The 22644-nt window shown below is 71.9% G+C and carries 20 protein-coding genes; 11 read left to right on the top strand and 9 right to left on the bottom strand.

Annotation, left to right across the window (positions count from 1 at the left end; translation table 11 throughout):
* Window positions 1-2: 2 nt before the first annotated feature.
* Window positions 3-389, top strand: coding sequence for a hypothetical protein (locus Sspor_RS09060; RefSeq protein ID WP_202198573.1), 387 nt, complete (start codon window positions 3-5; stop codon window positions 387-389).
* A 37-nt stretch (window positions 390-426) separates the two neighbouring features.
* Here Sspor_RS09060 and Sspor_RS09055 read toward each other — a convergent pair whose 3' ends face one another.
* The 3 genes from Sspor_RS09055 to Sspor_RS09045 all read right to left on the bottom strand — a co-directional run bounded on the left by Sspor_RS09055 (window position 427) and on the right by Sspor_RS09045 (window position 2448).
* Window positions 427-1131, bottom strand: a complete 705-nt coding sequence (locus Sspor_RS09055) for a DUF4913 domain-containing protein (RefSeq protein WP_202198572.1) — start codon at window positions 1129-1131, stop codon at window positions 427-429.
* Window positions 1132-1215: 84 nt separating this feature from the next.
* Complete coding sequence (locus Sspor_RS09050; RefSeq protein ID WP_051773767.1) at window positions 1216-1680, bottom strand: hypothetical protein; 465 nt, start codon at window positions 1678-1680, stop codon at window positions 1216-1218.
* A 228-nt stretch (window positions 1681-1908) separates the two neighbouring features.
* Complete coding sequence (locus Sspor_RS09045; RefSeq protein WP_202198571.1) at window positions 1909-2448, bottom strand: sigma-70 family RNA polymerase sigma factor; 540 nt, start codon at window positions 2446-2448, stop codon at window positions 1909-1911.
* A 310-nt stretch (window positions 2449-2758) separates the two neighbouring features.
* On the opposite strand from Sspor_RS09045, the gene Sspor_RS09040 reads away from it, so the two are divergent.
* On the top strand, window positions 2759-3958 hold the full coding sequence (locus Sspor_RS09040) for a CapA family protein (protein WP_202198570.1): 1200 nt from the start codon (window positions 2759-2761) through the stop codon (window positions 3956-3958).
* A gap of 56 nt (window positions 3959-4014) precedes the next feature.
* Here the strand turns inward: Sspor_RS09040 and Sspor_RS09035 are convergent, their stop codons facing one another.
* Complete coding sequence (locus tag Sspor_RS09035; RefSeq protein ID WP_237403766.1) at window positions 4015-4476, bottom strand: universal stress protein; 462 nt, start codon at window positions 4474-4476, stop codon at window positions 4015-4017.
* Between the two features lie 115 nt (window positions 4477-4591).
* Here Sspor_RS09035 and lysX point away from each other — a divergent pair, with 115 nt between their 5' ends.
* Together lysX and Sspor_RS09025 are read left to right on the top strand one after the other, a co-directional pair.
* Window positions 4592-7912 carry a bifunctional lysylphosphatidylglycerol synthetase/lysine--tRNA ligase LysX gene (gene lysX, locus Sspor_RS09030; RefSeq protein WP_202198568.1) on the top strand — a complete coding sequence of 1107 codons (3321 nt, stop codon included), beginning with the start codon at window positions 4592-4594 and terminating at the stop codon, window positions 7910-7912.
* Between the two features lie 94 nt (window positions 7913-8006).
* The gene (locus Sspor_RS09025) at window positions 8007-8900 is read left to right on the top strand and encodes a polysaccharide deacetylase family protein (RefSeq protein ID WP_202198567.1); all 894 of its coding nucleotides are present in this window, start codon (window positions 8007-8009) and stop codon (window positions 8898-8900) included.
* 58 nt (window positions 8901-8958) lie between these two features.
* Here Sspor_RS09025 and Sspor_RS09020 read toward each other — a convergent pair whose 3' ends face one another.
* Window positions 8959-9621, bottom strand: a complete 663-nt coding sequence (locus Sspor_RS09020; protein ID WP_202198566.1) for a class F sortase — start codon at window positions 9619-9621, stop codon at window positions 8959-8961.
* A gap of 364 nt (window positions 9622-9985) precedes the next feature.
* Here Sspor_RS09020 and Sspor_RS09015 point away from each other — a divergent pair, with 364 nt between their 5' ends.
* Window positions 9986-10504 carry a hypothetical protein gene (locus Sspor_RS09015; protein WP_202198565.1) on the top strand — a complete coding sequence of 173 codons (519 nt, stop codon included), beginning with the start codon at window positions 9986-9988 and terminating at the stop codon, window positions 10502-10504.
* Between the two features lie 99 nt (window positions 10505-10603).
* On the opposite strand, the gene Sspor_RS09010 is transcribed toward Sspor_RS09015, so the two are convergent.
* Complete coding sequence (locus Sspor_RS09010; RefSeq protein WP_202198564.1) at window positions 10604-11197, bottom strand: hypothetical protein; 594 nt, start codon at window positions 11195-11197, stop codon at window positions 10604-10606.
* 202 nt (window positions 11198-11399) lie between these two features.
* Window positions 11400-12170 (bottom strand): bestrophin-like domain, encoded by a 771-nt coding sequence (locus tag Sspor_RS09005; protein ID WP_202198563.1) that lies wholly within the window; start codon window positions 12168-12170, stop codon window positions 11400-11402.
* A 1078-nt stretch (window positions 12171-13248) separates the two neighbouring features.
* Between Sspor_RS09005 and Sspor_RS09000 the strand changes: the two genes are divergently transcribed.
* Window positions 13249-14079 (top strand): SAM-dependent methyltransferase, encoded by an 831-nt coding sequence (locus Sspor_RS09000; protein ID WP_202203564.1) that lies wholly within the window; start codon window positions 13249-13251, stop codon window positions 14077-14079.
* Window positions 14076-16313, top strand: a complete 2238-nt coding sequence (locus Sspor_RS08995) for a putative bifunctional diguanylate cyclase/phosphodiesterase (protein ID WP_372499800.1) — start codon at window positions 14076-14078, stop codon at window positions 16311-16313. Before Sspor_RS09000 ends, Sspor_RS08995 begins: the two co-directional genes overlap by 4 nt.
* 81 nt (window positions 16314-16394) lie before the next feature.
* Here the strand turns inward: Sspor_RS08995 and Sspor_RS08990 are convergent, their stop codons facing one another.
* Window positions 16395-17474 (bottom strand): FAD-dependent monooxygenase, encoded by a 1080-nt coding sequence (locus Sspor_RS08990; protein ID WP_202198562.1) that lies wholly within the window; start codon window positions 17472-17474, stop codon window positions 16395-16397.
* A 105-nt stretch (window positions 17475-17579) separates the two neighbouring features.
* On the opposite strand from Sspor_RS08990, the gene Sspor_RS08985 reads away from it, so the two are divergent.
* A complete protein-coding gene (locus Sspor_RS08985) occupies window positions 17580-18233 on the top strand; it encodes a TetR/AcrR family transcriptional regulator (RefSeq protein WP_202198561.1) in 654 nt (217 codons plus the stop codon).
* A gap of 27 nt (window positions 18234-18260) precedes the next feature.
* On the opposite strand, the gene Sspor_RS08980 is transcribed toward Sspor_RS08985, so the two are convergent.
* Entirely contained in the window at window positions 18261-19139 is an 879-nt protein-coding gene (locus Sspor_RS08980; RefSeq protein WP_202198560.1) for a LysR family transcriptional regulator, read from the bottom strand.
* A 95-nt stretch (window positions 19140-19234) separates the two neighbouring features.
* Between Sspor_RS08980 and Sspor_RS08975 the strand changes: the two genes are divergently transcribed.
* The 3 genes from Sspor_RS08975 to Sspor_RS08965 are packed head-to-tail and all read left to right on the top strand — an operon-like array spanning window position 19235 to window position 22636.
* The gene (locus tag Sspor_RS08975) at window positions 19235-19939 is read left to right on the top strand and encodes a succinate dehydrogenase (protein ID WP_202198559.1); all 705 of its coding nucleotides are present in this window, start codon (window positions 19235-19237) and stop codon (window positions 19937-19939) included.
* Between the two features lies 1 nt (window position 19940).
* The gene (locus Sspor_RS08970; protein WP_202198558.1) at window positions 19941-21893 is read left to right on the top strand and encodes a fumarate reductase/succinate dehydrogenase flavoprotein subunit; all 1953 of its coding nucleotides are present in this window, start codon (window positions 19941-19943) and stop codon (window positions 21891-21893) included.
* Window positions 21890-22636, top strand: a complete 747-nt coding sequence (locus Sspor_RS08965) for a succinate dehydrogenase/fumarate reductase iron-sulfur subunit (RefSeq protein WP_202198557.1) — start codon at window positions 21890-21892, stop codon at window positions 22634-22636. Before Sspor_RS08970 ends, Sspor_RS08965 begins: the two co-directional genes overlap by 4 nt.
* Window positions 22637-22644: the final 8 nt, after the last annotated feature.

The following is a 22644-nucleotide window of genomic DNA, read 5'->3' as shown; positions in this document are numbered from 1 at the left end:
CCATGCCCGAGGAGCAGCAGCAGTCGCCGCCCCGGCGCGAGACCGTCACCGGGATCCCCCGGGGCGCCCGCCGCCGCCCGCCCGCGCACACCCCCGCCCGGTCCGAGATCTCCGAGCAGACCACCCTCGGGGCCACCTACGTCCGGGCCCTCATGCGCAGCCAACTGCGCGCGGCACTCGGGGCATTGGCGGCGCTGGTGTCGCTGATCGGAACCCTGCCCCTGGTGTTCGCGCTGTCGGGCGACGCGTCGGGGCCACTGGTCTGGGTGGCGCTCGGCCTGCTCGTGTATCCGGTCATGTGGCTCATCGCCCGGTGGTACATCACCCGGGCGGAGCGCAACGAGGCGGATTTCACCGGCCTGGTGATGGACCCGGCCGACCGGGGGTAGGCCGGACACGGCCCGGTGTCGTGGGGTCCCGGGCCGCCTACGTCGGTTCGTACGGGTCCACCGGGAGCGGGCCGAGCGGTTCCTGCGCGTGCCCCTCGGGCGAACACGCGGCGAACGGGCCCTGCCGGGGGTCCATCAGGACCCGCAGGTGCGGATCGGCGTGCTGGATCCACCAGGTGGTCATGCCGAGGGCCGCGTCGTGGCGCAGGTGCTCCCAGGCCAGCCAGAGCGCGGACAGCCGGGCCCCCGCTTCGGGGTGCTCCCACCAGTGCGGACACCAGGTCGCGGACGTACCGTCGAGGGGACGGCGGATCATGACCGCGAGGTAGTCGGTGACGAAGGTGAAGACGTCGGCGAAGTAGAACTCGGGGCCGTCGCCGGTGACCTCCGATGCGGGCGTGGCGGAGACGGAGAGCGGTTCCCGCTCCGGCCCGGGCAGGGGATACAGCGCCAGCAGCGAGCCCAGGGCGTCTTCGCCGCGCCGGAGTTCCGTCAGGAGCCAGTCCAGGAGGAGGTCCTGGGATTCGGCGACCGCGGCGTAGGCGTCCGCCGCGAGGGAGGCGACGATCCGCTCCCTCCAGTCGTGCAGCTGCTTTCGCCAGCGCTCCTCCTCGACGGCCGTCCGGGAACCGGACAGGAAGCGGGCCACGGCCCAGTGGTGTTCCTTCCAGCCATCGCCATCGGCGTCGGCCGTCACCCGCGCCGCCACCCGCCGCGCGTGCTCGATCGCTTTGCTGTCCATGGAACTGATGAGCGCCTTTCAAGCCAGGTAAGGAGTGCGCTGATCATATGAGTTCAGCGTCCTGTGCCTGTGCTCGTGGCCCGGTCAGAACAGGTGCATCGCCAAGTGTCCGAGCGGCAGACCCAGTTGCCAGGCCGGGGTCCACACCCGCGCGTTCTCGTCCAGTCCCGGCGGGATGTCGGTGTGGTCGGGCCGTCCGGGGTCGAGGTTGGTGGCGAACAGCTCGGTGCTGTCCAGCCAGCGCCACGCCGCCCGGGCCAGTTCCAGGTCGGGGTCCCCGCCGTCGCCGCGCTCCCGGGCCTCCTCGCCGAGCGCGAGGAACCGGGTGTGCACCCAGTCGCGCCACGGGTGCCCGTACGCCGTGAGGGACAGCCACTCGTCGAGCTGCGAGACCACCCGGATGCCGGAGAGCTCGCCGGCCGCGTCCGAGAGGTAGATCGTCAGGGCGAGCGTGTCCCGTCCGGCCCTGAACTCCAGGGTGCTGACCGGGATGAGCCGGCCCGTACGCAGCAGTTCGTCGGCGATGTACTCGGCGTACAGCCAGGCCATGGGCACCGCGAGCCCGCCGTCACTGGTGCCGTTACTACCCTCGGGCTGCACCGTTCCACCTTCTCCCGCGCTTCGAGCGTCCCGTCGTCGGTCCTGAGCCTTCACCGAGCGGCTCTCGGAGCGGGGGATGTTTACTCAACTTGCACGCTCTGATGCCGAAATCGGCGCGTTTTATGTCCGATCCGCATCCATTCACGGCGTTACCCGACCCCTCGCCGCGCCTCCGGCTCAGGCGCCGAGGCCGTACCCGTACCCCTGGAGGTCCTTCCTCAGGGCCCGAAGCGCGTAGTACGTGCGGGACTTGACGGTTCCGGCCGGGATGCCGAGCTCGGCGGCCGCCTCGGCCACCGAGCGGTCGCGGAAGTAGACCTGCATCAGGACCTCGCGGTGCTCGGGCCCCAGGGATCCCACGGCCCGCCGGACGTCGATCGCCGTGACCGATCCGGCCACCGCGTCCTGGGGCTCGGGTGCGTGTTCCAGCCCTTCCGGATCCACCTCCAGGGGCCGTGACAGCCGGGCCCGCCGGGCGTCGATCGCGAGCCGCCGGGCCACCGTGAACAGCCAGGGCCGCATGGATTCGTGCCCGCTGGACAGGGCCTCCGGGTGCTGCCAGAGCCGTACGAGGGTCTCCTGCACAAGGTCCTCCGCGCGCTGGGCGTCTCCTGCCGTGAGGCCGACCAGGAATCCGAAGAGGGCCCGCCCGTGGTCGCGCTGGAGCACGGCGAGTGCCTCGGGATCCGTACGGGGGAGGGTGGGGGAGAGCGGCACGAGGGGCTCCTTCCGGGATGCGCGGGGGGCCGCGGAGGTGGCGACCCGTCCACCCTGACCTGCACGGAGCCGACCCGGAACCGTCCGGCCCGGGCGTTGCGCCCAAGCACCCCGGTCGTCCGCCGGGCGGCCCTGCGGGTCGGTGAACGGTCGAACGGCGCGGCGAACGGCAGGCACCCGCACTCGTCCGTGTCCGCCGTCCGGGTGGGCGTGTGCCCGCGGTGCGGATCCGTTCCTTGACTTACGGCGTGTAGTTATATGGATTACATGTGATCACATGTCAGATAATCGTATAAATGGGAGCAGGCGCATGAAGCCGCGAATCCGCCCGCACGTGCTCGCCCTCCTGTCGGCCGTGCTGCTGTCCGCCGCCGCCGGATGTTCGGCCACCGGAAGCCCCGCACCGGCCCGACTCGGGGACTCCGGCGGACCGCCGGCCCCCTCCAGCGCCGCCGGATCGTCCGCCGCCGAGGGTTTCACCCTGGTCGCGAGCGGCGACGTACTGCCGCACACCTCCGTCATCCAGCGTGCGGCGAACGACGCCGACGGCGACGGGTACGACTTCAGGCCCATGTTCTCCGGGGTCAAGCCCGTGGTCTCCGCGGCCGGCCTCGCCCTCTGCCACATGGAGACCGTCTACGGGGAGGAGGGCGGGCCCTTCTCCGGCTATCCGGCCTTCACGTCGCCGCCCGAGGTCGCCGACGGGCTGAAGGACGCCGGGTACGACGGCTGCTCCACGGCCTCGAACCACACCCTCGACGACGGGGCCGCGGGACTGCGCCGCACACTGGACCGCTTCGACAAGGTCGGTCTGAAGCACGCCGGTTCGGCCCGCACGGCCGCCGAGGCCGCGACCGTGACCATGTACAAGGCGGGCTCCGCCAAGGTGGCCCACCTCGCGTACACCTACGACACCAACGGCTACCCGCTGCCCGAGGGCCAGCCGTGGGCGGTCAACCTGATGAAGCAGGACAAGATCATCGCGGATGCGCGGGCGGCCCGGAAGGCGGGCGCGGACGTGGTGCTGGTGAGCGTGCACTGGGGCACGGAGTGGGAGACCGAACCGGACGACACCCAGCTCTCGCTCGGCAGAGCCCTGACCGCCTCGCAGACCGGCGGCCGCCCCGACATCGACGCAATCATCGGAACGCACGCGCACGTGCCGCAACCCTACGAGAAGGTCAACGGGACCTGGATCGTCTACGGCATGGGAGACCAGGTCGCGGGCGAGATGTTCAACCACACGGGCGCCCGCGACATGCGGGGCAACTACGGCTCGATCGGCCGGTTCACCTTCGCCCCGCCGGCCGCGGCCGGGCAGCGCTGGCAGGTCACCAAGGCCGAGTTCGTGCCGCAGATGATGGACCTGTCCGCGGGCCGGGTCGTCCACCTCGCCGACGCCCTCGCCAAGGACCCCGGCCGCGAGGACTACGAGCGCGCCCGCGACGCCATCAGCGAGGCCGTCCTCAGCCGCGGCGCCGCGAAGGACGGCCTGACCATGGGCTGGTAGAGCAGGCGGACCGGGCGGACCGGGCGGACCGGGCGGACCGGGTAGCTACGGAGTCGCTACGGAACCACGGTGACGGGCCAGCGGCCCGCCTTGACCAGGCGAATCGCCACCGACCCCACGATCCGGTGGCCCGCCTGCTCGGAGGCGCCGACCACGACCGCGTCCGCCATCAGCTCGTCCGCCGCGCTCACCAGGCCGGCGTACGGGTCGCCGCGGAAGGTGTGGAACTGCCAGCGCACCTCGTAGATGCCCTTGAGCCGCTCCGCCGACGCGCGGATCTCGGCGACCAGGCCCTCCGCGATCTCCCCGGTGGTGTCCGCCACCGGCGCGCCCAGCGCCGCCCCGGCCGGGATCACCGGCTGGACGTACACCAGCGCCAGCAGGGCGTTCTGCCGCCGGGCCAGCCCCGCCGCGTAGGCCGCGGCCCGCAGCGAGGACTCCGAACCGTCCACCCCGGCCAGGATCACCTTCGGGCCGTCGGTGCCGCGTTCGAATCCCGTGTTCACGTGCTCCGTCACCCTGCCGAGGATAGGCCGTGCCCCGGCCGGTGCCCGGGGCAGGGCCGCGCGTGCACCCGGGCGACCCGTTCCGCTCGGCGCGCGCCCCGGCCCCTCCCTCCCTACAGTGCGAACCATGAGTGCCACCGTGGAGGAGAAGCACGGAACCCGGAACCGTTTCCTGAACCGGGTGCCCGACGGGTTCGGCGCGTTCTTCGGAGCGCTCGGCCTGCTGTGCGCCCTGCTCGCGCTCTCCCCCACACTGCGGCGGCTCCTGCGCCCCATCGTGCGGTTCCTCGACCTGATCGTCGTACCGGTCAGCGCGAACCTCGCCTACGCCGTCTTCCTCTTCCTCCTCGCCGCGGCCCTCGGCACCCGCAAGAAGGTCGCCTGGTGGATCGTCATCACCTATCTGGCCCTGCTGATCGTCGACGACGTGCTGGAGATGGCCGTCGGCGAGTACGGGGTCGGCATCTCCTCCATGGTCGTCGCCGTCGCCGCGATGGCCGTGCTGATCGCCGCCCGCGACGAGTTCTACGCCGCCTCCCGGCCCGGGGCACTGTGGCACGCCCTGTTCGTGCTCGGCCTCGGCCTGCTCGCCGCCGTACTCGCGGGCTGGGCGCTCGTCGCCCTCTTCCCCGGTTCGCTGCCCAGGGGCCAGTGGCTGGACTGGGCCGCCAAGGAGGTTTTCGGCGGTCTCTTCTCGGCCCGGGAGTTCGACGGCCACCCGCCTCGTCCGCTGTCCTTCCTGCTCGGCCTCTTCGGCGCCGTCGCCCTGCTGAACGCGGCCATGACGCTCTTCCGCTCCCAGCGCCTGACCGCCGCCCTGCACGGCGACGAGGAGCCCCGGATCCGCGCCCTCCTCGGCGCCTACGGCCGCAACGACTCCCTCGGCTACTTCGCCACCCGGCGCGACAAGGCCGTCGTCTTCGCCCCCAACGGCAAGGCCGGCGTCACCTACCGCGTCGAGGCCGGCGTCTGCCTCGCCAGCGGCGACCCGGTCGGCGACCCCGCCTCCTGGACCGCCGCCATCGACGCCTGGCTGGCCGTGGCCCGGCGCTACGGCTGGCAGCCCGCCGTCATGGGTGCCTCCGAGGACGGCGCCACCGCCTACGGGCGCTCCGGGCTCGGCGCACTGCAGCTCGGCGACGAGGCCATCCTGCACGTCGCCCACTTCGACCTCGACGGCCGCGAGATGCGCGTCACCCGCCAGGCCGTCAACCGGGTCCGGCGCACCGGGGCCACCACCGTCATCCGCCGCCACTCCGCCCTCTCCGAGGACGAGATGAGGATGATCGTGGAAAGCGCCGACAAATGGCGCGACACCGAGACCGAGCGCGGCTTCTCCATGGCCCTGGACCGGCTCGGCGACCCCGCCGACGGGGACTGTCTGCTGGTCGAGGCCTTCGACGGCAAGGGCGCACTGATCGCCCTGCTCTCCTTCGTCCCCTGGGGCAAGGACGGCATCTCCCTCGACCTGATGCGCCGCGACCGCACCGCCCCCAACGGGGTCATGGAGTTCATGGTCGCCCAGCTCTGCGCCGCCGCTCCCGGCCTCGGCGTGCACCGGATCTCCCTCAACTTCGCCGTCTTCCGCTCCGCCTTCGAGGAGGGCGGCCGGATCGGCGCCGGCCCCGTCCTCAAACTGTGGCGCAGGCTGCTGCTCTTCTTCTCCCGCTGGTGGCAGCTGGAGGCGCTGTACCGCTCGAACGTCAAGTACGGCCCCGAGTGGTACCCGCGCTTCCTCTGCTACCAGGACGCCGGCTCGCTCGCCCGGGTCAGCCTCGCCTCCGGTATCGCCGAGGGCTTCGTCTCCGTACCGAGCCTGCGCACCCTGTGGGGCAACGGCCACCCCAAGGGCCTCGTCGCCCCCACCACCACCGAGGGACTGCCCTCCATCGAATCCCTCGGCCTGGACGCCGTCACGCAGGAGGCGCCGGGAGTCCCGGCCGAGCGGCTGCCCGAGCAGGTCCGCGTCCGCCACGCGAAGCTGGACCGCATCCGGGCGGCCGGCACCGACCCCTACCCGGTGGGCATCCCCGCGCGCACCCACACCGTCGCGGAGCTGAAGGCCACCCACCGGGGTTCCCCCGGCCATCCGGTGCTGCCGCCCGGCGCCCGAACCGGTGAACAGGCCACCCTCGCCGGGCGCGTGATGCTCGTACGCGACCTCGGCGGTGTGGTCTTCGCCGTCCTGCGCGACTGGTCCGGCGACATCCAGCTGATGCTCACCCGCGACGAGGCAGGGGCCGACGTACTGGACTCCTTCACCTCTCAGGTCGACTTCGGCGACCACGTGCTCGTGAGCGGCGAGACCGGAGCCAGCAAGGCGGGCGAACCGTCCCTTGTGGTCCGCTCCTGGCAGCTCACCGGCAAGTGCCTGCGCCCCCTCCCCGACAAGCGCAAGGGCCTCGCCGACCCCGAGGCCCGGGTCCGTCGCCGCTACCTCGACCTGGTCGCCAGCCCCGAGGCCCGGGACGTCGTACGGGCCCGCTCCAGCGCGGTGCAGGCCCTGCGCCAGGGGCTCCTCGACCGCGGCTACCTGGAGGTCGAGACCCCGATGCTCCAGCAGATCCACGGCGGCGCCAACGCCCGGCCCTTCCGCACCCACATCAACGCCTACGACCTCGACCTGTACCTGCGCATCGCGCCCGAGCTCTACCTCAAGCGGCTGTGCGTCGGCGGCATGGAGAAGGTCTTCGAGATGGGCCGCACCTTCCGCAACGAGGGTGTCTCCTACAAGCACAACCCCGAGTTCACGATGCTGGAGGCCTACCAGGCCTTCGCCGACTACGACGTGATGCTCGACCTCACCCGCGAACTGATCCAGGGGGCCGCGACCGCCGCCTTCGGGTCGCCGATCGCCCACAAGGCGGGCCCGGACGGGAAGCTCGTCGTCCACGACATCTCCGGGACCTGGCCGGTCAAGACCATGTACGGAGCCATCAGCGAGGCCCTCGGCGAGGAGGTCGACGCCGACACCGAGGAGGCGGTGCTGCGCAGGCTGTGCGACCGGGCGTCCGTCCCGCACGCCCCCGAGGACACCCGCGGCGACGTGGTGCTGGAGATGTACGAGCGCCTCGTCGAGGAGCGCACCAAGCTGCCCACCTTCTACAAGGACTTCCCCACGGACGTCTCCCCGCTCACCCGGCAGCACCGCCGGGACCCCCGGCTCGCCGAGCGCTGGGACCTGGTCGCCTTCGGCACCGAACTGGGCACCGCCTACTCGGAGCTGACCGACCCGGTGGAACAGCGCCGCCGCCTCACCGCCCAGTCCCTGCTCGCGGCGGGCGGCGACCCCGAGGCGATGGAACTGGACAACGACTTCCTGGACGCCCTGGAGTACGCGATGCCGCCCACGGGCGGCCTCGGCATCGGCGTGGACCGGCTCGTCATGTTCCTCACGGGCCTGACGATCCGCGAGACCCTTCCCTTCCCCCTGGTCCGCCGCGGCTGACCGGGCACAGCCGCAATACGCCGACCGGGTGAGGGGGAGGGGGCGCGTCCGTGCCTCTCGACAACTTCGGCGATGTCGTTGATACGTAGTAATAATGAAAAATGACGAGCCGACAGTAGGGCGGCGCACGGTCCTGCGTACCGCCGTCTTCCTCGGAGTCGCCGCCGCCTCGGGACTGCTCAGCATGAAGGGTGAGAGCGGTACCGGTACCCCGGCGCCGGGACCGGGCGGGTCCGGGGCCCCGGCCGGTCCGGGGGCGCCCCCCGCGGCGGGCGCGCCGGGGCTGCGGGCGCGGGCGCTGCCCGAGAAGTCGTACCGGCTGCGGCCGATGACCGCCGGCGCGCCGGCGCGCCCGGCCGTCGTGAAGCCCGCCGTACGGACCCGGCCCATCCTGGAACTCCCCGCCGGCACCTCCGCGTCGGGCGGCATGGTGCTCACCTTCGACGACGGCCCGGACCCCCGCTACACCCCCGCCATCCTCGACACCCTCGCCCGGTACGGTGTGCGCGCCATGTTCTTCGTCTGCGGGGAGATGGCCACCGAGAACCGGGACCTGCTGCGCCGGATGGTCGACGAGGGCCACGTCATCGGCAACCACACCTGGACCCACCCGCTCATCCCCCAGCTCAGCCGGCCCGCCCTCGCCTCCGAGATCGGCCGCACGAGCGAGGTCGTACAGCAGGCAGTCGGCGAGGCGCCGCTGTGGTTCCGGGCCCCCTACGGGGCGTGGAACCGGGCCGCCTTCGAGATCGGGGCCGAGTGGGGCATGGAGCCGCTCGCATGGACCGTGGACACCCTGGACTGGAAGGAGCCGGGCACCCCGACGATCATCTCCCGGGTCCTGGACGGTGCGGCCCCCGGCGTGATCGTCCTCTCGCACGACGCCGGCGGCAACCGGTCGCAGAGCGTCCAGGCGATCTCCTCGTACCTGCCCCGACTGCTCGCACAGGGACACCGGATGACGCTCCCGGTGCTGCCGCCCCGCTGAACCGCCCCGCTCGAAAGCCCCGCTGGACCGGGAACCGCCGCGGCGGATGCTCCCGGGCTCAGCGGGTCCGCACCATGCGGGCGAAGACGACCACGTTGCCGTCGTAGCCGCGGGCCTTCGAGTACCCGCCGCCGCAGGTGATCACCCGGAGTTCCGGGTGCCCGGTGTCCCCGTACACCCGGGCGCCGGGGAAGGCCTGCTTGGAGAACACCTCCACGCCGTAGACCTCGAACACCGCCGTGCGGCCGTCGTACCGCTCCACCTCGATGTGGTTGCCCGGCTTCACCGAGCCGAGCCCGTAGAAGACCGCGGGGCCCTGCGCGTTGTCCACGTGACCCACGATCACCGCCGAGCCCCGCTGGCCCGGCGAGATGCCGTTGAGGTACCAGCCGGCGAGATTGCGGTCCTGCGGGGGCGGCGCGTCGATCCAGCCCTCCGCGTCCAGCCCGACGGTCATCACCGGCGCGTCCACGTTGATCGTGGGAATCCGGATGCGCTGGACCGACGAGTGCTCCAGCACCTCCATGTCCGCCGGGGGCGTGGGTGGATCCGCAGGCAGCTGGTCGGCCGTCACCGCGACGGCCGAGGCCGCGGTGGGCTGCGGCGGCCCGTCGCCGACGTTCACACCGTTTCGCACCATGGCGAGGCCGGTGAGCATGACCAGGGCGAGTGCGCCCCACGGTGAGCGTCTGCGTTTCTGCCCGGTCTCGTCGTCGCCCATCGTTCTCCCTTCCCGACGCGGGGGTCCCGACCCGCGTTCCTGTCCCGCCCCTGTACGCCCTACTTCACGCACGCTAAGGCTGAGTCGGCAGGACGGCGAGGGGGGAAGGGCGAACGGGTGGCCGCCACCCGGAGGGGGCCGGAAGGGGTGCGCCCATCCAGGTAATCGTCACATAAATGCCTGACGGGTCGTGACCTGCGGATCCGTCAGCCGCGTCGTCCGCGCTTCGGCGTGTCGCTCAACCGGGCGGCCCAAAGCCGGAAATGCGGAGATTGCGGGCCGACCTGAGGGTTCGACGTGGGAGGCGTTCTCGTCGATCATCCGGGGCCGACGCTCCGGGGCGCTTCCCGCTGGAGGTTCCACCATGCGTGTCTTGCGCGCTCTTACCGTGGCGGCGGCGGCCTGCGCCGCGATCGGCCTCAGTACCCCATTCGCCGCCGCGAACCAGGATCCCGGGGGCCGGGGTGGGAACGGGGGTGGGAACGGCCCCAGCAACATCTCCGTCAACCCGTACTCCGTGCACCAGGGTTCCACGATGCAGGTGAGCGCGGCGGGCTGCGGTCACGGCGGTACCGTCTCCTCGCCCGGAAACTTTCCCCCGGCCAACCTGTCCGCGGGCTCGATCGGTTTCGCGACCGTCCGGGTCTTCAACCACGCCTCACCGGGCCACCACACGCTGTCGGTCAAGTGCAACGACAGCAACCTCATCGCCACCCACCGCTTCACGATCCTTGAGGGCAACCCCTCGCAGGGCGGCATCGGCGGATCCTTCGGCCCGTCCACCGCCGAGACCGTCATCGGCGCGGGCCTCGTCGGTGCCGCGGCCATCGGCGCCGGCGCCCACGTGGTGCGCCGTCGCCGTCCGCTCAGCAGCCGGGTCTGACCGGTCGCCCCGGACGCGGATCCCCCGCTACCGCCGATCGCCCCGAGTCCTGATCAGGACTCGGGGCGATCGGCGGTAGCGGGGGAGGTCCGGCGGGGGTCAGTGGCTACGGCCGGACCCCCTGCGGCGCAGGGCGAACACGGTGCCGCCCGCGGCGGCGAGGAACAGGCCGGCCCCCGCGCCCAGCTCCAGCGGATCCATTCCGGCCACACTGCCGCCCAGACCGCCGCGGACACCGAGGGCGGAGGACGGGGTCGGGAAGAGGGTCGTGCCGGTGTTGGTGCCGGTGCCGGTGCCGGTCCGCGTGGAACTCGTGGTGGGTCTCGTGGTGCCGCCGGCGATCGTCAGATCGGCCGAGCCGGTCTCCCCGTTGCAGGTGAAGGAGACGGAGTAGACGGCTCCGCGCCGGGCGTCCCGGTCCACGGTGACCCGTACGGTCTGGCCGCGCGCGATGCTCACGGTGTCGAAGACCCCGGAGGAGGCGGTGGCGTAGGCGGCGTTGCAGCGGCTGACCGCGAGGACCGTCTGCCCCCCGGGGGCGACGGTCGACGGTGTGAGGGTGAAGCCGAACGAGGTGATGGGCTGGGCCTCGGCAGCGGTCGCGGCAGGCGCGCCGAGGACGCCGAGCGCAAGGACGGCGCCCGTGGCTCCGGCGCTCAGCAGGGCGGTGGCGGAGGTACGTATCGCACCCATGGTTGATTCTCCGGATCCCCGAGGAGCAGCCGCGGAACGGTTTTCCGCACGTGGGGGGTCGTGCGCCTCGATGTCCGACACGCTAGGTCGGGGTCCGGTGACCCGCGATCAGGAACGGGCGAATGGGGCATGGCCGTGGGCCGAACCGGGGACGGAAGGCCCGTCCCCGGTTTACGGGCGGCCCGCGCGCATGTGCCGCCGCCTAGCCGCCGAGGTCCAGGTGGGGGAACTGGGCGAGGAACGGTTCGGCGGTGGCGGAGATGCCCCGCCCGAACGGCGCGTCGAAGTCCCAGATCAGGAACAGCAGGAACGCGATGAGGGCACTGAACAGGCCCGCCAGCAGCATCTCGCGGAACGACCGCCTGATCTGCAGGGTGAAGATCAGACCCACGGTCACCAGGGCGCCGACGATCAGTCCGAACCACACCACCCCCGGCATGGTGGCGCCGGCACTGGAACCGCGCGCGCTGCGGGCGTCGTCGACCACCGCGACCTGGTCGACCAGCGGCTGGTAGGCCTGCCCCTCGTGGTCGGTCTGCGGCTCGTAGTCGGTGACGTCCCGGCGGACGCGTTCCAGCAGCTCCCCGCCGCGCTCGGTGAGCTCGCCGTGTTCGGCCATCCGCTTCCACTCGGTGTCCACGACGTAGGTCACGTACGCGTCGACATCGGACCGGATCCTCTTGCGCACCTCGGCCGGGTAGACCTCGGAGCGGACGCTGATCTCGTGCAGGGCCTGGGCCTCCTGGCGGACGTACTCCTGGGCGGCCCCGCGGCCCTCCCAGACGCCTGCGATCGCCAGACCCAGCACGATCGCGTAGATCACCCCGATCATCATCGTCATGTACTCGATGACGTCCGGGGTCTCGTTCGGATCGTCGTCGTCGCCGATCCTCCTGTGGTTGAAGAAGGCGATGGACAGCACCACGGCACAGGCCGCGGCCATCGCGATGGACAGGACGAGCCATTCCGACAAGATGACTCCCAATCGGTTACTGGTGGGGCGGAAGAAGCGCTAGCGCGGGCGCAGCGCGACGATCGCGAGCACCGCGGGAGCGGCGGTCATCAAGGTGAAAGTCACCGGCGAGATGTGGTGCTCGACGGGTTTGCGGGCCGCTGCGTGATAGGCGGGTCGCGCCACCGGTTTCGGCGGTACGGGTTTCACCTCTGGGGCGGGTGGTGGCGGTGGGGCGGGAGGTGCTGGTGGTGGCGGTGCGGGAGCCCTGACCACGCGGGGTGCCGGGGGCGCCGGCTTCGACGGGGGCGGCGCCGGCCGGACCGGCTTCGGTACGGGCTTCGGCGCCGGCGCGGGAGGCGGCGGCGGTTTCGGCGGTGCGGGCTTCGGGGGCGGTGTGGGCAAGGGTGGGGGCGGTGGCGGGGGAGTCGGCTCGGGAGGAGGCGTGGGCTTCGGCGGTTTCGGCGGGCACGGCGGAGGGGGCGGCGGCGGTGGGCAGTGGGGGTGGCCGTGACGGCCCCCGCCGGGCCGGCTTCCGTGGCGTTTCCCGTGGTCGGAGCCCTGGTCGTCACCGTGATGTCCGCCACGCGGGCCTCGTCCGCGGTCGTTGCCGCCGGCCGCCGCGGCCACCGCGGCCACCGCCGTGGCGGCCGGGCCGTCGCCGGAGTCGGTCGTCGCGTAGGCGCGGCTATCAGCCACGGCCGGCGTGACGGACAAGGCCGCCCACAGCAGGACCGGGACTGCCAGCAGGCGCCTGGCACAGGCTCTGTTCACCCCGGGAGCATGGGCCCGCGCCCGCCCGGGCACGCGAGGCTCAGCCCCGGTTCGCCTGAACGGGTGGACTGCCGACCAGCGAGGTTTGAGCCACTCGTGGGTCGGTAGTGTGGTGACCACGATCGACTCTCGGCCAATTCCCATAAGGGACTTGTCGGTATCGGTCATTCCGCCGCCCGGCGCGGCGGTGGCTTTGGTGTGTGACGAAGAACGGATCGCCAATTTCCGCTTTTGCTCGCCCTGTTGGGAAATGATCAGTACATTCGGCTCGGACAGGAGTCCGACCTCACACGGCCGACCGCAGGACCAACGCTTGGAGACCCCGATGGAGCGCCCCGCCTGGGCCCCGCCAGGCATCGACATATCGGTGCCGAGCGTGTCCCGCATCTATGATTACTACCTGGGCGGGTCCCACAATTTCGAGGTCGACCGCCAGACCGCTCGCCGCGCCATGGAATTCATCCCGGGACTGCCCAAGATCATGCAGGCCAACCGGGCATTCATGCGCCGTGCCGTCCGGCACGCCGTCGCCGAGGGCGTCACGCAGTTCCTCGACATCGGCTCCGGCATCCCCACCTTCGGCAACGTCCACGAGATCGCCCAGGCCGCCAGCCCGCAGGCGCGCGTCGTCTACGTCGACCACGACCCGGTGGCCGTCGCGCACAGCCGCGCCGTCCTCGAGGGGGACGACCGCAGCGGCATCGTCGCCGCCGACCTGCGCAAGCCCCGGGAGATCCTGGCCGCCCCCGAGGTCGGCCGGCTGCTCGACCTCGGCCGCCCGGTCGCCCTGCTGCTCGTCGCGGTCCTGCACTTCCTGGAGGACGCGGACGACCCGTGCGGCGCCGTCGCCGAACTGCGCGACGCGCTGGCCCCCGGCAGCCTGCTGATCCTCACGCACGCCTCGTACGAGGGGATCCCGCTCACCCAGGAGGTCGCCGACGGCACCGTGAGCGTCTACCGGGACATGCGCAACCCCCTCGTCATGCGTACCCGCGAACAGGTCAGCGGCTTCTTCGACGGGTTCGAGATGCTGGAACCGGGCCTCGTGTCCATGCCCGACTGGCGGCCGGACCGGCCCGAGGACGGCGAGGACGGCGAGACACCGGAAGACCCCTACGCCTTCTCGGGCTTCGGCGGCGTGGGACGCAAGGCGTGAGACTTCCGGCACAGACGGCGGGCGCGCCGAAAGTCGCCGCGGCGCCCGCCGCGGCACCGGTCACCGGGTCCACGGCGGCCCCGCACGGCGGCATCGAGGACCGGATCGCCCGCTTCGCCACCATCTGGGGCCGGGCGATCTTCCCGGTCACGGCGACCTCGCTGACCCGCACCGAGTTCGAACGGCACCTCGTACCCCTCACCCGCACGCTCACCGAGGCCCTGCGCGCCCGGCCCTTCGACGCCTCCGTCGCCCAGCAGGTGGGCGCGGAACTCGTCGCCGTGCACTGCACCGACCCCGAGGCCCTGGCCGGCACCCTCGGGGTGATCGAGTCGTACCTGGTGCTCTACTGCGGTCCGGACGGACCCGAGGGCTCCGGCGTGGAGGGAACCGAGGAGTACCGTTCCCGCTGCGCCCGGCTCCAGCACGGCATCGCGGCGGGATACGCCCGCGCCCTGCGCGAGCGCACCCTCAGGGAGCAGGAGGCCATCGCGCGCTCCGCGCTGACCGCGCGCACCGACGCGCAGCAGGCCCTGCACGCGAGCGAGGAGCGCTTCCGGGCGGTCTTCGAGGGCGCGGCCGTGGGGATCGGCATCGCCGACCTCGACGGGAACGTCCTGGAGGTCAACGACACCCTGCTGCAGATGTTCGGCGGCCTGGAGGGACACGTCCGCAGCCGCAACGTCAGCGAGTGGGGACACCCCGACGACACCCCGCACGTCTGGCGGATGTACGGCGAGCTGGTGCGCGGCGAGCGCGAGAGCTACCGCGTGGAGAAGCCGTACTACCGGCACGACGGGACCGTGCTCTGGACCAACCTGACGGTCTCGCTGCTGCGCGACGCCCACGGGAAGCCGCAGTACCAGCTGGCGCTGATGGAGGACACCACCGAACGCCGGCTGCTGAACCTGCGCCTGCGCTACGAAGCCACCCATGACGCCCTGACCGGCCTGCCCAACCGGACGCTGTTCTTCGAGCGGCTGGAGAAGGCCCTCGGCGGGGCCGGCGGTGACCGCTACGGCCTGTGCTACCTCGACCTCGACGGTTTCAAGGCGGTCAACGACAGCCTCGGGCACTCGGCGGGGGACCGGCTGCTGGTGGAGGTCGCCGACCGGCTGCAGAGCTGTGCGACCGGCCCCGGCGAGGTGGTCGCCCGGCTCGGCGGTGACGAGTTCGTCGCCCTGACCACCGGCTCCGACACCGAGGAGAAGGTGACCGACCTCGCGGTGCGGATCCTGACCGCCCTGTCCTCGCCGATCCGGCTGGAGGGCCGGGAGCTGACGGTCCGGGGCAGCATCGGCATCGTCGAGGGCCGGGCCAAGGAACGCACCCCGGCGGAGGTCCTGCGCAGCGCCGACATCACGATGTACCGGGCCAAGGCGGCCGGCGGCAACCGCTTCGAATTCGCCGACGCCGAGGCCGACGCCCGCGCGATCACCCGCCACGGCCTGACCAACGCCCTGCCCGCGGCACTGGAACGGGGCGAGTTCTTCATCGAGTACCAGCCGCTGGTCCACATGCGCGACGGCAGCGTGCACGGGGCCGAGGCGCTGGTGCGCTGGTCGCACCCGCAGTACGGGGTACTCGGTCCGGACCGCTTCATCCCGCTCGCCGAACGGACCGGGCTGATCGTGCCGCTCGGCCGCTGGGTCCTGGAGGAGGCCGTCCGCCAGGCCCGCATCTGGCAGCGCGAGCACGGCGGCGCGGCCCTGCGGATCAACGTCAACCTCTCGCCGACCCAGCTGCACCACCCGGGCCTGGTCGCCGACACCGTGGCGGTGCTGGAGAAGTCCGGCCTCGCTCCGGGCGCGCTGTGCCTGGAGGTCACCGAATCGGCCCTGATAGGGGCCGACGACGAACTCCTGGAACCGCTGCGCCGACTCGCCGCCCTCGGCGTGGACATCGCCCTCGACGACTTCGGCACCGGCTACTCGAACCTGGCCAACCTGCGGCGGCTGCCCGTCAGTGTCCTGAAGCTCGACCGCTCCTTCACCCAGGGGATGCAGCAGCAGCCCGCCAACCCGGTCGACGTCAAGATCGTGGAGGGGATCGTCGCCCTGGCGCACAGCCTCGAACTCGCCGTCACCGTCGAGGGGGTGGAGACCGGTGCCCAGGCCGCCCAGCTGCGTGCCCTCGGGTGTGACACCGCGCAGGGCTGGTACTACGCGCGGCCCGGGGCCCCGGACCGCATCCACACGCTCTCCCTCTCGGACGCCGTGCCCACACCCTCCTGACCGCTGCCCGGGCCCCTGGCGGCCCGGGCCGCCACGGGCCGCGCGGGCCGGTCGCGGCCGGCACCGCCGGCCGGCGCCACGTCAGTCCAGGCCGACCTCCGTCCCGCGGCCGGGGGTCCGGACGGCTTCCATGACCCGCTCGTACCGCTCGGCGGTGTCGGCCAGGACCCCCGCGGCCACCGGCAGCCGCTCCGCCTCGTACGCGTCGAGCGCCGCATCGGCGTCCGGCCCGGCGAGGGCGGCGGCCAGGGCCCGGCCGAGCGCCGCCGCGTCCTCGATACCGGTGTTCATGCCCAGCCCGCCGGCTATGGGGTGCACGTGCGCGGCATCCCCGGCGAGCAGGACCCGGCCCTCCCGTACCCGTGTGGCCATGCGGACGTTGACCCGCCAGGAGGAGAGCCAGGTGGGGTCCTCCAGCCGGATGCCCGGCACCCGGGCGCACCGGTCGAAGATCCGCTGGAAGCTCTCCAGGGACGGCGGCAGAGGCTCGCCGTGCTCGTCCTGCTCGGGTGAGGCCTGCAGCTGGAAGGAGTCCGTCCCCGGCATCGGGCAGAGCATCATCCCGCCGCCCTCCGAGGTGAACCACTGGTGCCAGACGTCTCGGCCGAGCCCCGGCGCCCTGACGTCACCGATGACCATCGCGGGCTCCTTGTCCCCGTTCCCCTCGAAGGGGATGCCGAGCAGCTTGCGGGTGGTGCTGCGCCCCCCGTCGCACCCGGCGAGGTAGCGGGCCGCGATCACGCCGCCGTTTGCCAGCTCGACGCGCACCCCCTCCTCGTCCTGGGTGATGCCGACGAGCTCGGCCCCGTACTCGACGTGCACGCCCAGTGCGGCGAGCCGGTCGCGCAGCGCCTCTTCGGTCTGCCACTGGCCGATCAGCAGGCCGGCGTCCGCCGGGGTCGGGGTGTCGTTGACGTGCTCGCCGTCGAAGTACTTGCGCAGGACCACCCCCGCGGTGCCGGCGGCGATCAGGGGTTCGGCCGCGCCGAGCTCCTTGAAGATCGCGATGCTGCCGGCCCGGAGCCCCTTGCCCCGGGACTCGCGGTGCGGTGCGGTGCGGCGCTCGATGACGCGGACGGCGAATCCGCGCTGGGCGAGAGCACAGGCGAGCGTCAGCCCGGTGGGGCCGGATCCGGCGATCAGTACATCGGTGCGGCTCATCGGAAGTCCTCTCCTCGTCGATGCCTCAAGGAAAGCGGCTTCCGACAGAAAAAGCAACCCGGTTAAAAAAATTACCCGGTCTCTCGTTCGTGCTACGCTGTGCGCATGGAGAACACGACGGGTCTGCGCGAGAGCAAGAAGCTCCGTACGCGCATGCAGCTGGCGGCCACGGCGCTGGAACTGTTCCTGGAGCGGGGCTTCGACGCCGTGTCGGTGGCGGATGTCGCGGCGGCGGCCGAGGTGTCCAAACCGACCCTCTTCCGGTACTTCCCGACCAAGGAGGACCTGCTCCTCGACCGGTTCGCCGACCATCAGGACGAGGTGGCGCGCATCGTCCGCGACCGGCCCGCGGGCCGGACCCCGGTGGCGGCCGTGCACGAGCACTTCCTGGCGGCCCTCGCCGAGCGGGACCCGATCACGGGGCTCTGCGACCACCCGGAGGTCCTCTCCTTCCAGCGGCTGCTCTTCACCACCGCCAGCCTGGAGTCCCGTCTGTCCCACTACAGCGACCGGGAGGTCGAGCTGCTCGCGGCCGCCCTGGAGGCGGAGTCGGTGCCGCCGCTCGCCGCCCGGATGGCGGCCATCCACCTGGTGGCGGTCCGTCACGAGCTGGGGCGGGAGAACTGGCGGCGGCTCGACGCCGGGCAGAGCGCCGACGAGGCCCACCCGGCCGCCGTCGCCGACGCCGACCTGACCTTCGGCATGCTCGCCGACGGCCTCGACCGCACCCTTTCCGCCGCCCCGCCCACCCCCGCCTGAGACGCCGGGCCCGAGGGCCCGGCAGCCTCACGCGGTCAGCATCTGCTGCAGCTCGCGCGCCGCGCGCGGGGGAGCCACGTCCGTGCGGTGCGCCAGCGCGATCGTGCGGCGCAGCGGAGAGCCGGCCAGTGCGGTCGCCCGCAGGCCCGTGCCGGCGCGTTCCACCACCATCGCCGGGACCACCGCGATGCCGAGCCCGGCCCGGACGAAGCCCAGGACCGCGTCCATCTCGCCGCCCTCCACGGTGAAGACCGGCTCGAAGCCCTCCGCCCGGCAGGCCGCCACCGTGAGCTCCCGCAGGTCGTAGCCGTGCCGGAACATCACCATCGGCTCCTCCCGCAGCCCCCGGATGGTCAGCTCGCCGCCCCCGCCGGGCGCCGGCCGCTCCGCCGAGGAGACCACCACGAGGTCCTCCGTGAGCAGTTCCACCGTCGTCAGTGCCGGGGCCGAAGGGGGGAGGGGCAGCGCGATCAGGGCCAGGTCCAGGGCCCCGCGCGCGAGCTCCCGTACGAGGTCGAGCGAGCCGCTCTCCTCGATCAGCAGCTCGATCCCGGGATGCGCGTCGTGGAAGGCCCGCAGTACGTCCGGCAGCAGGCCCGTGCAGATGCTGGGCGTGGCGCCCAGCCGGACGCGCCCGCGCCGCAGCTGCGCCAGTTCCTGCACCTCCAGCCGCGCGGTGTCCGCGTCCGCCAGGATCCGCCGGGCCAGCGGCAGCAGCGTCTCGCCCGCGTCGGTGAGCGTGATGTTGCCCCGGGCGCGGCTGAACAGCTCGGCCCCGAGTTCCCGTTCGAGCGCCTTGATCTGCTGCGAGAGCGAGGGCTGGGCCACATGCACGCGCTCGGCGGCCCGGGTGAAGTGCCGGGTCTCGGCCACGGCCACGAAGTAGAGGAGCTGCTGGAACTGCATCCGCCCAGGCTAGCGCCCTCGATAGCTGTTCTCTATCGATATCAGCTCTATCATGTCTTGGACCTTTCGGTGCCTCCCTCCCTACCGTCGAGGACATGGCTCTGGCAACGCGGACGGAACGACGGCCGTCCATCACACGCACGATCTGGGACTCCTCCGTCGGCAAGAAGTCCGTGATGGCCGTGTCCGGCCTGATCATGCTCGGCTACCTCGTCGTGCACATGCTCGGAAACCTCAAGATCTTCTTCGGGCCGGAGGAGTTCAACGGCTACGCCCACTGGCTGCGCACCCTCGGCTCGCCCTTCCTGCACCACGAGTGGGCCCTGTGGCTCGTCCGCGTCGGACTGCTCGCCGCGGTCGTCGCCCACGCCGTGTCCGCGTACCAGCTCAGCCGCCGAGACATCAAGGCCCGCCCGGTGAAGTACGCCCACAAGCGCCGCCGCGCGAGCTACGCCACCCGCACCATGCGCTGGGGCGGCATCATCCTCGGCCTGTTCATCGTCTGGCACCTGCTCGACCTCACCACGCTCACCGTCAACGAGCGCGCCTGGTCCGGCCACCCGTACGAGAACGTCCTGTCCACCTTCTCCACCTGGTACGGGAACACCATCTACATCGTGGCCATGACAGCCCTCGGCCTGCACGTCCGCCACGGCTTCTGGAGCGCCGCGCAGACCCTCGGCGCGGGCAGTGCCCGACGCGAACGGACGCTGAAGTTCCTGGCCAACGGCCTGGCCCTCGTCCTCTTCGCGGGTTTCGTCTCCGTCCCCGTCGCCGTCATGACCGGAGTGGTGAGCTGACATGAGCAACGCCTACACCCGCTACACCACCGGCGAGCCCCTCGCCGACACCAAGGCCCCCGAGGGCCCCATCGCCGAACGCTGGGACCGCCGCCGCTTCGAGGCGAAGCTGGTCAACCCGGCCAACCGGCGCAAGCACACAGTGATCGTCGTCGGCACCGGCCTGGCGGGCGGTGCCGCCGGCGCGACTCTCGCCGAGCAGGGCTACCACGTGGTCCAGTTCTGTTTCAGCGATTCCCCGCGCCGCGCCCATTCCATCGCCGCCCAGGGCGGCATCAACGCCGCCAAGAACTACCGCAACGACGGTGACTCGGTGCACCGCCTCTTCTACGACACCGTCAAGGGCGGCGACTTCCGCGCCCGCGAGTCCAACGTCCACCGCCTCGCGCAGATCTCCGTCGAGATCATCGACCAGTGCGTGGCCCAGGGCGTCCCCTTCGCCCGCGAGTACGGCGGCCTCCTCGACACCCGCTCCTTCGGCGGGGTCCAGGTCTCCCGCACCTTCTACGCCCGCGGCCAGACGGGCCAGCAGCTCCTGCTCGGCGCCTACCAGGCACTCTCCCGGCAGATCGCCGCGGGCAACGTCGAGATGCACGCCCGCACCGAGATGCTCGACCTGATCGTCGTCGACGGGGTGGCCCGCGGCATCGTCGCCCGCGACCTGGTCACCGGCGAGATCTCCACGTACTACGCCGACGCCGTGGTCCTGGCCAGCGGCGGCTACGGCAACGTCTTCTACCTCTCCACCAACGCCATGAACTCGAACGCGACCGCCGTCTGGCGGGCGCACCGGCGCGGCGCGTACTTCGCCAACCCCTGCTTCACGCAGATCCACCCCACCTGCATCCCGCGCACCGGGGACCACCAGTCCAAGCTCACCCTCATGAGCGAGTCCCTGCGCAACGACGGACGCATCTGGGTCCCCAAGGCCAAGGGCGACACCCGCGCCGCGGCCGACATCCCCGAGGAGGAGCGCGACTACTACCTGGAGCGGATCTACCCCTCCTTCGGCAACCTCGTGCCCCGCGACATCGCCTCCCGCGCCGCCAAGAACGTCTGCGACGAGGGCCGCGGCGTCGGCCCCGGCGGCCAGGGCGTCTACCTCGACTTCGCCGACGCCATCAGCCGCATGGGCCGCGACAGGGTCGCCGAGAAGTACGGCAACCTCTTCGAGATGTACGAGCGGATCACCGCGGAGAACCCGTACGAGGTCCCCATGCGGATCTACCCCGCCGTCCACTACACGATGGGCGGCCTGTGGGTCGACTACGACCTCCAGACCACCCTGCCCGGCCTCTTCGCCATCGGGGAGGCCAACTTCTCCGACCACGGCGCCAACCGCCTCGGCGCCTCCGCACTGATGCAGGGCCTCGCCGACGGCTACTTCGTGCTCCCCTCCACGATCAACGACTACCTGGCCCGCCATCCGCACCAGGACACCGTGGACGACAGCCACCCCGAGGCCGCGGCGGCGATCCGCGAGACCCGCGACTGCCTGGCGAAACTCCTCGCCGTCGACGGCGACCGCACGCCCGACTCCTTCCACCGCGAGATCGGCGAACTGATGTGGGAGTACTGCGGCATGGCCCGCAGCGAGGAGGGCCTGCGCAAGGCGCTCGACCGCATACCGGAGATCCGCGAGGAGTTCTGGCGCCGGATCAAGGTCCCGGGCAGCGGCGAGGAGTTCAACCAGTCGCTGGAGAAGGCCAACCGCATCGTCGACTACCTCGAACTCGCCGAGCTGATGTGCCTCGACGCGCTCGCCCGCGCCGAATCCTGCGGTGGCCACTTCCGCGAGGAGTCCCAGACCCCCGACGGTGAAGCAGCCCGTCGCGACGAGGAGTTCGGATACGCGGCCGCCTGGGAGTACCAGGGCACCGGCGCCGCCCCCGTCCTGCACAAGGAAGACCTCGTCTTCGAGTACGTCCACCCCACCCAGCGGAGCTACGCATGAAGCTCACCCTGCGCGTCTGGCGCCAGCGCGGCGCCGACGCCCCCGGCCACATGGCCTCCTACGAGGTCGACGGCATCTCGAAGGACATGTCCTTCCTGGAGATGCTCGACACCCTCAACGAGGACCTCATCCTGCGCGGCGAGGACCCGATCGCCTTCGACCACGACTGCCGCGAGGGCATCTGCGGTGCCTGCAGCCTCGTCATCAACGGCGACGCCCACGGTCCGGAACGCACCACCACCTGCCAGCTCCACATGCGGTCGTTCGCCGACGGCGACACCATCGACGTCGAGCCCTGGCGGGCCGCAGCCTTCCCGGTGGTCAAGGACCTCGTCGTCGACCGGGGCGCCTTCGACCGGATCATCCAGGCCGGCGGCTACATCACCGCCCCCACCGGCGCCGCCCCGGAGGCGCACGCCACCGCCGTGCCCAAGGCCGACGCCGACTTCGCCTTCGAGCACGCCGAGTGCATCGGCTGCGGCGCGTGCGTGGCGGCCTGCCCCAACGGCTCCGCGATGCTCTTCACCTCCGCCAAGGTCAACCACCTGAACGTCCTCCCGCAGGGTTCGCCGGAGCGCGAGACCCGTGTCCTGGACATGGTGGCGCGGATGGACGAGGAGGGCTTCGGCGGCTGCACCCTGACCGGCGAGTGCGCCACGGCCTGCCCGAAGGGCATCCCGCTGCCGTCGATCGCCGCGATGAACAAGGAGTGGCTGCGGGCGGTGCGCAAGGGCCCCCGCTGACCCCGGGG

The sequence above is a fragment of the Streptomyces spororaveus genome (genome assembly GCF_016755875.1).
GTDB classification, from domain to species: domain Bacteria; phylum Actinomycetota; class Actinomycetes; order Streptomycetales; family Streptomycetaceae; genus Streptomyces; species Streptomyces spororaveus.
This window is presented reverse-complemented; position numbering and strand designations above follow the sequence as displayed.

Excerpts from the sequence above, each read along its gene's own strand:
- Sspor_RS09060 (WP_202198573.1), top strand. The coding sequence starts at position 3 with ATGCCCGAGGAGCAGCAGCAGTCGCCGCCCCGGCGCGAGACCGTCACC.
- Sspor_RS09055 (WP_202198572.1), bottom strand. The coding sequence starts at position 1,131 with ATGGACAGCAAAGCGATCGAGCACGCGCGGCGGGTGGCGGCGCGGGTG.
- Sspor_RS09050 (WP_051773767.1), bottom strand. The coding sequence starts at position 1,680 with ATGGCCTGGCTGTACGCCGAGTACATCGCCGACGAACTGCTGCGTACG.
- Sspor_RS09040 (WP_202198570.1), top strand. The coding sequence starts at position 2,759 with ATGAAGCCGCGAATCCGCCCGCACGTGCTCGCCCTCCTGTCGGCCGTG.
- lysX (WP_202198568.1), top strand. The coding sequence starts at position 4,592 with ATGAGTGCCACCGTGGAGGAGAAGCACGGAACCCGGAACCGTTTCCTG.
- Sspor_RS09025 (WP_202198567.1), top strand. The coding sequence starts at position 8,007 with ATGAAAAATGACGAGCCGACAGTAGGGCGGCGCACGGTCCTGCGTACC.
- Sspor_RS09020 (WP_202198566.1), bottom strand. The coding sequence starts at position 9,621 with ATGGGCGACGACGAGACCGGGCAGAAACGCAGACGCTCACCGTGGGGC.
- Sspor_RS09015 (WP_202198565.1), top strand. The coding sequence starts at position 9,986 with ATGCGTGTCTTGCGCGCTCTTACCGTGGCGGCGGCGGCCTGCGCCGCG.
- Sspor_RS09010 (WP_202198564.1), bottom strand. The coding sequence starts at position 11,197 with ATGGGTGCGATACGTACCTCCGCCACCGCCCTGCTGAGCGCCGGAGCC.
- Sspor_RS09000 (WP_202203564.1), top strand. The coding sequence starts at position 13,249 with ATGGAGCGCCCCGCCTGGGCCCCGCCAGGCATCGACATATCGGTGCCG.
- Sspor_RS08990 (WP_202198562.1), bottom strand. The coding sequence starts at position 17,474 with ATGAGCCGCACCGATGTACTGATCGCCGGATCCGGCCCCACCGGGCTG.
- Sspor_RS08985 (WP_202198561.1), top strand. The coding sequence starts at position 17,580 with ATGGAGAACACGACGGGTCTGCGCGAGAGCAAGAAGCTCCGTACGCGC.
- Sspor_RS08980 (WP_202198560.1), bottom strand. The coding sequence starts at position 19,139 with ATGCAGTTCCAGCAGCTCCTCTACTTCGTGGCCGTGGCCGAGACCCGG.
- Sspor_RS08975 (WP_202198559.1), top strand. The coding sequence starts at position 19,235 with ATGGCTCTGGCAACGCGGACGGAACGACGGCCGTCCATCACACGCACG.
- Sspor_RS08970 (WP_202198558.1), top strand. The coding sequence starts at position 19,941 with ATGAGCAACGCCTACACCCGCTACACCACCGGCGAGCCCCTCGCCGAC.
- Sspor_RS08965 (WP_202198557.1), top strand. The coding sequence starts at position 21,890 with ATGAAGCTCACCCTGCGCGTCTGGCGCCAGCGCGGCGCCGACGCCCCC.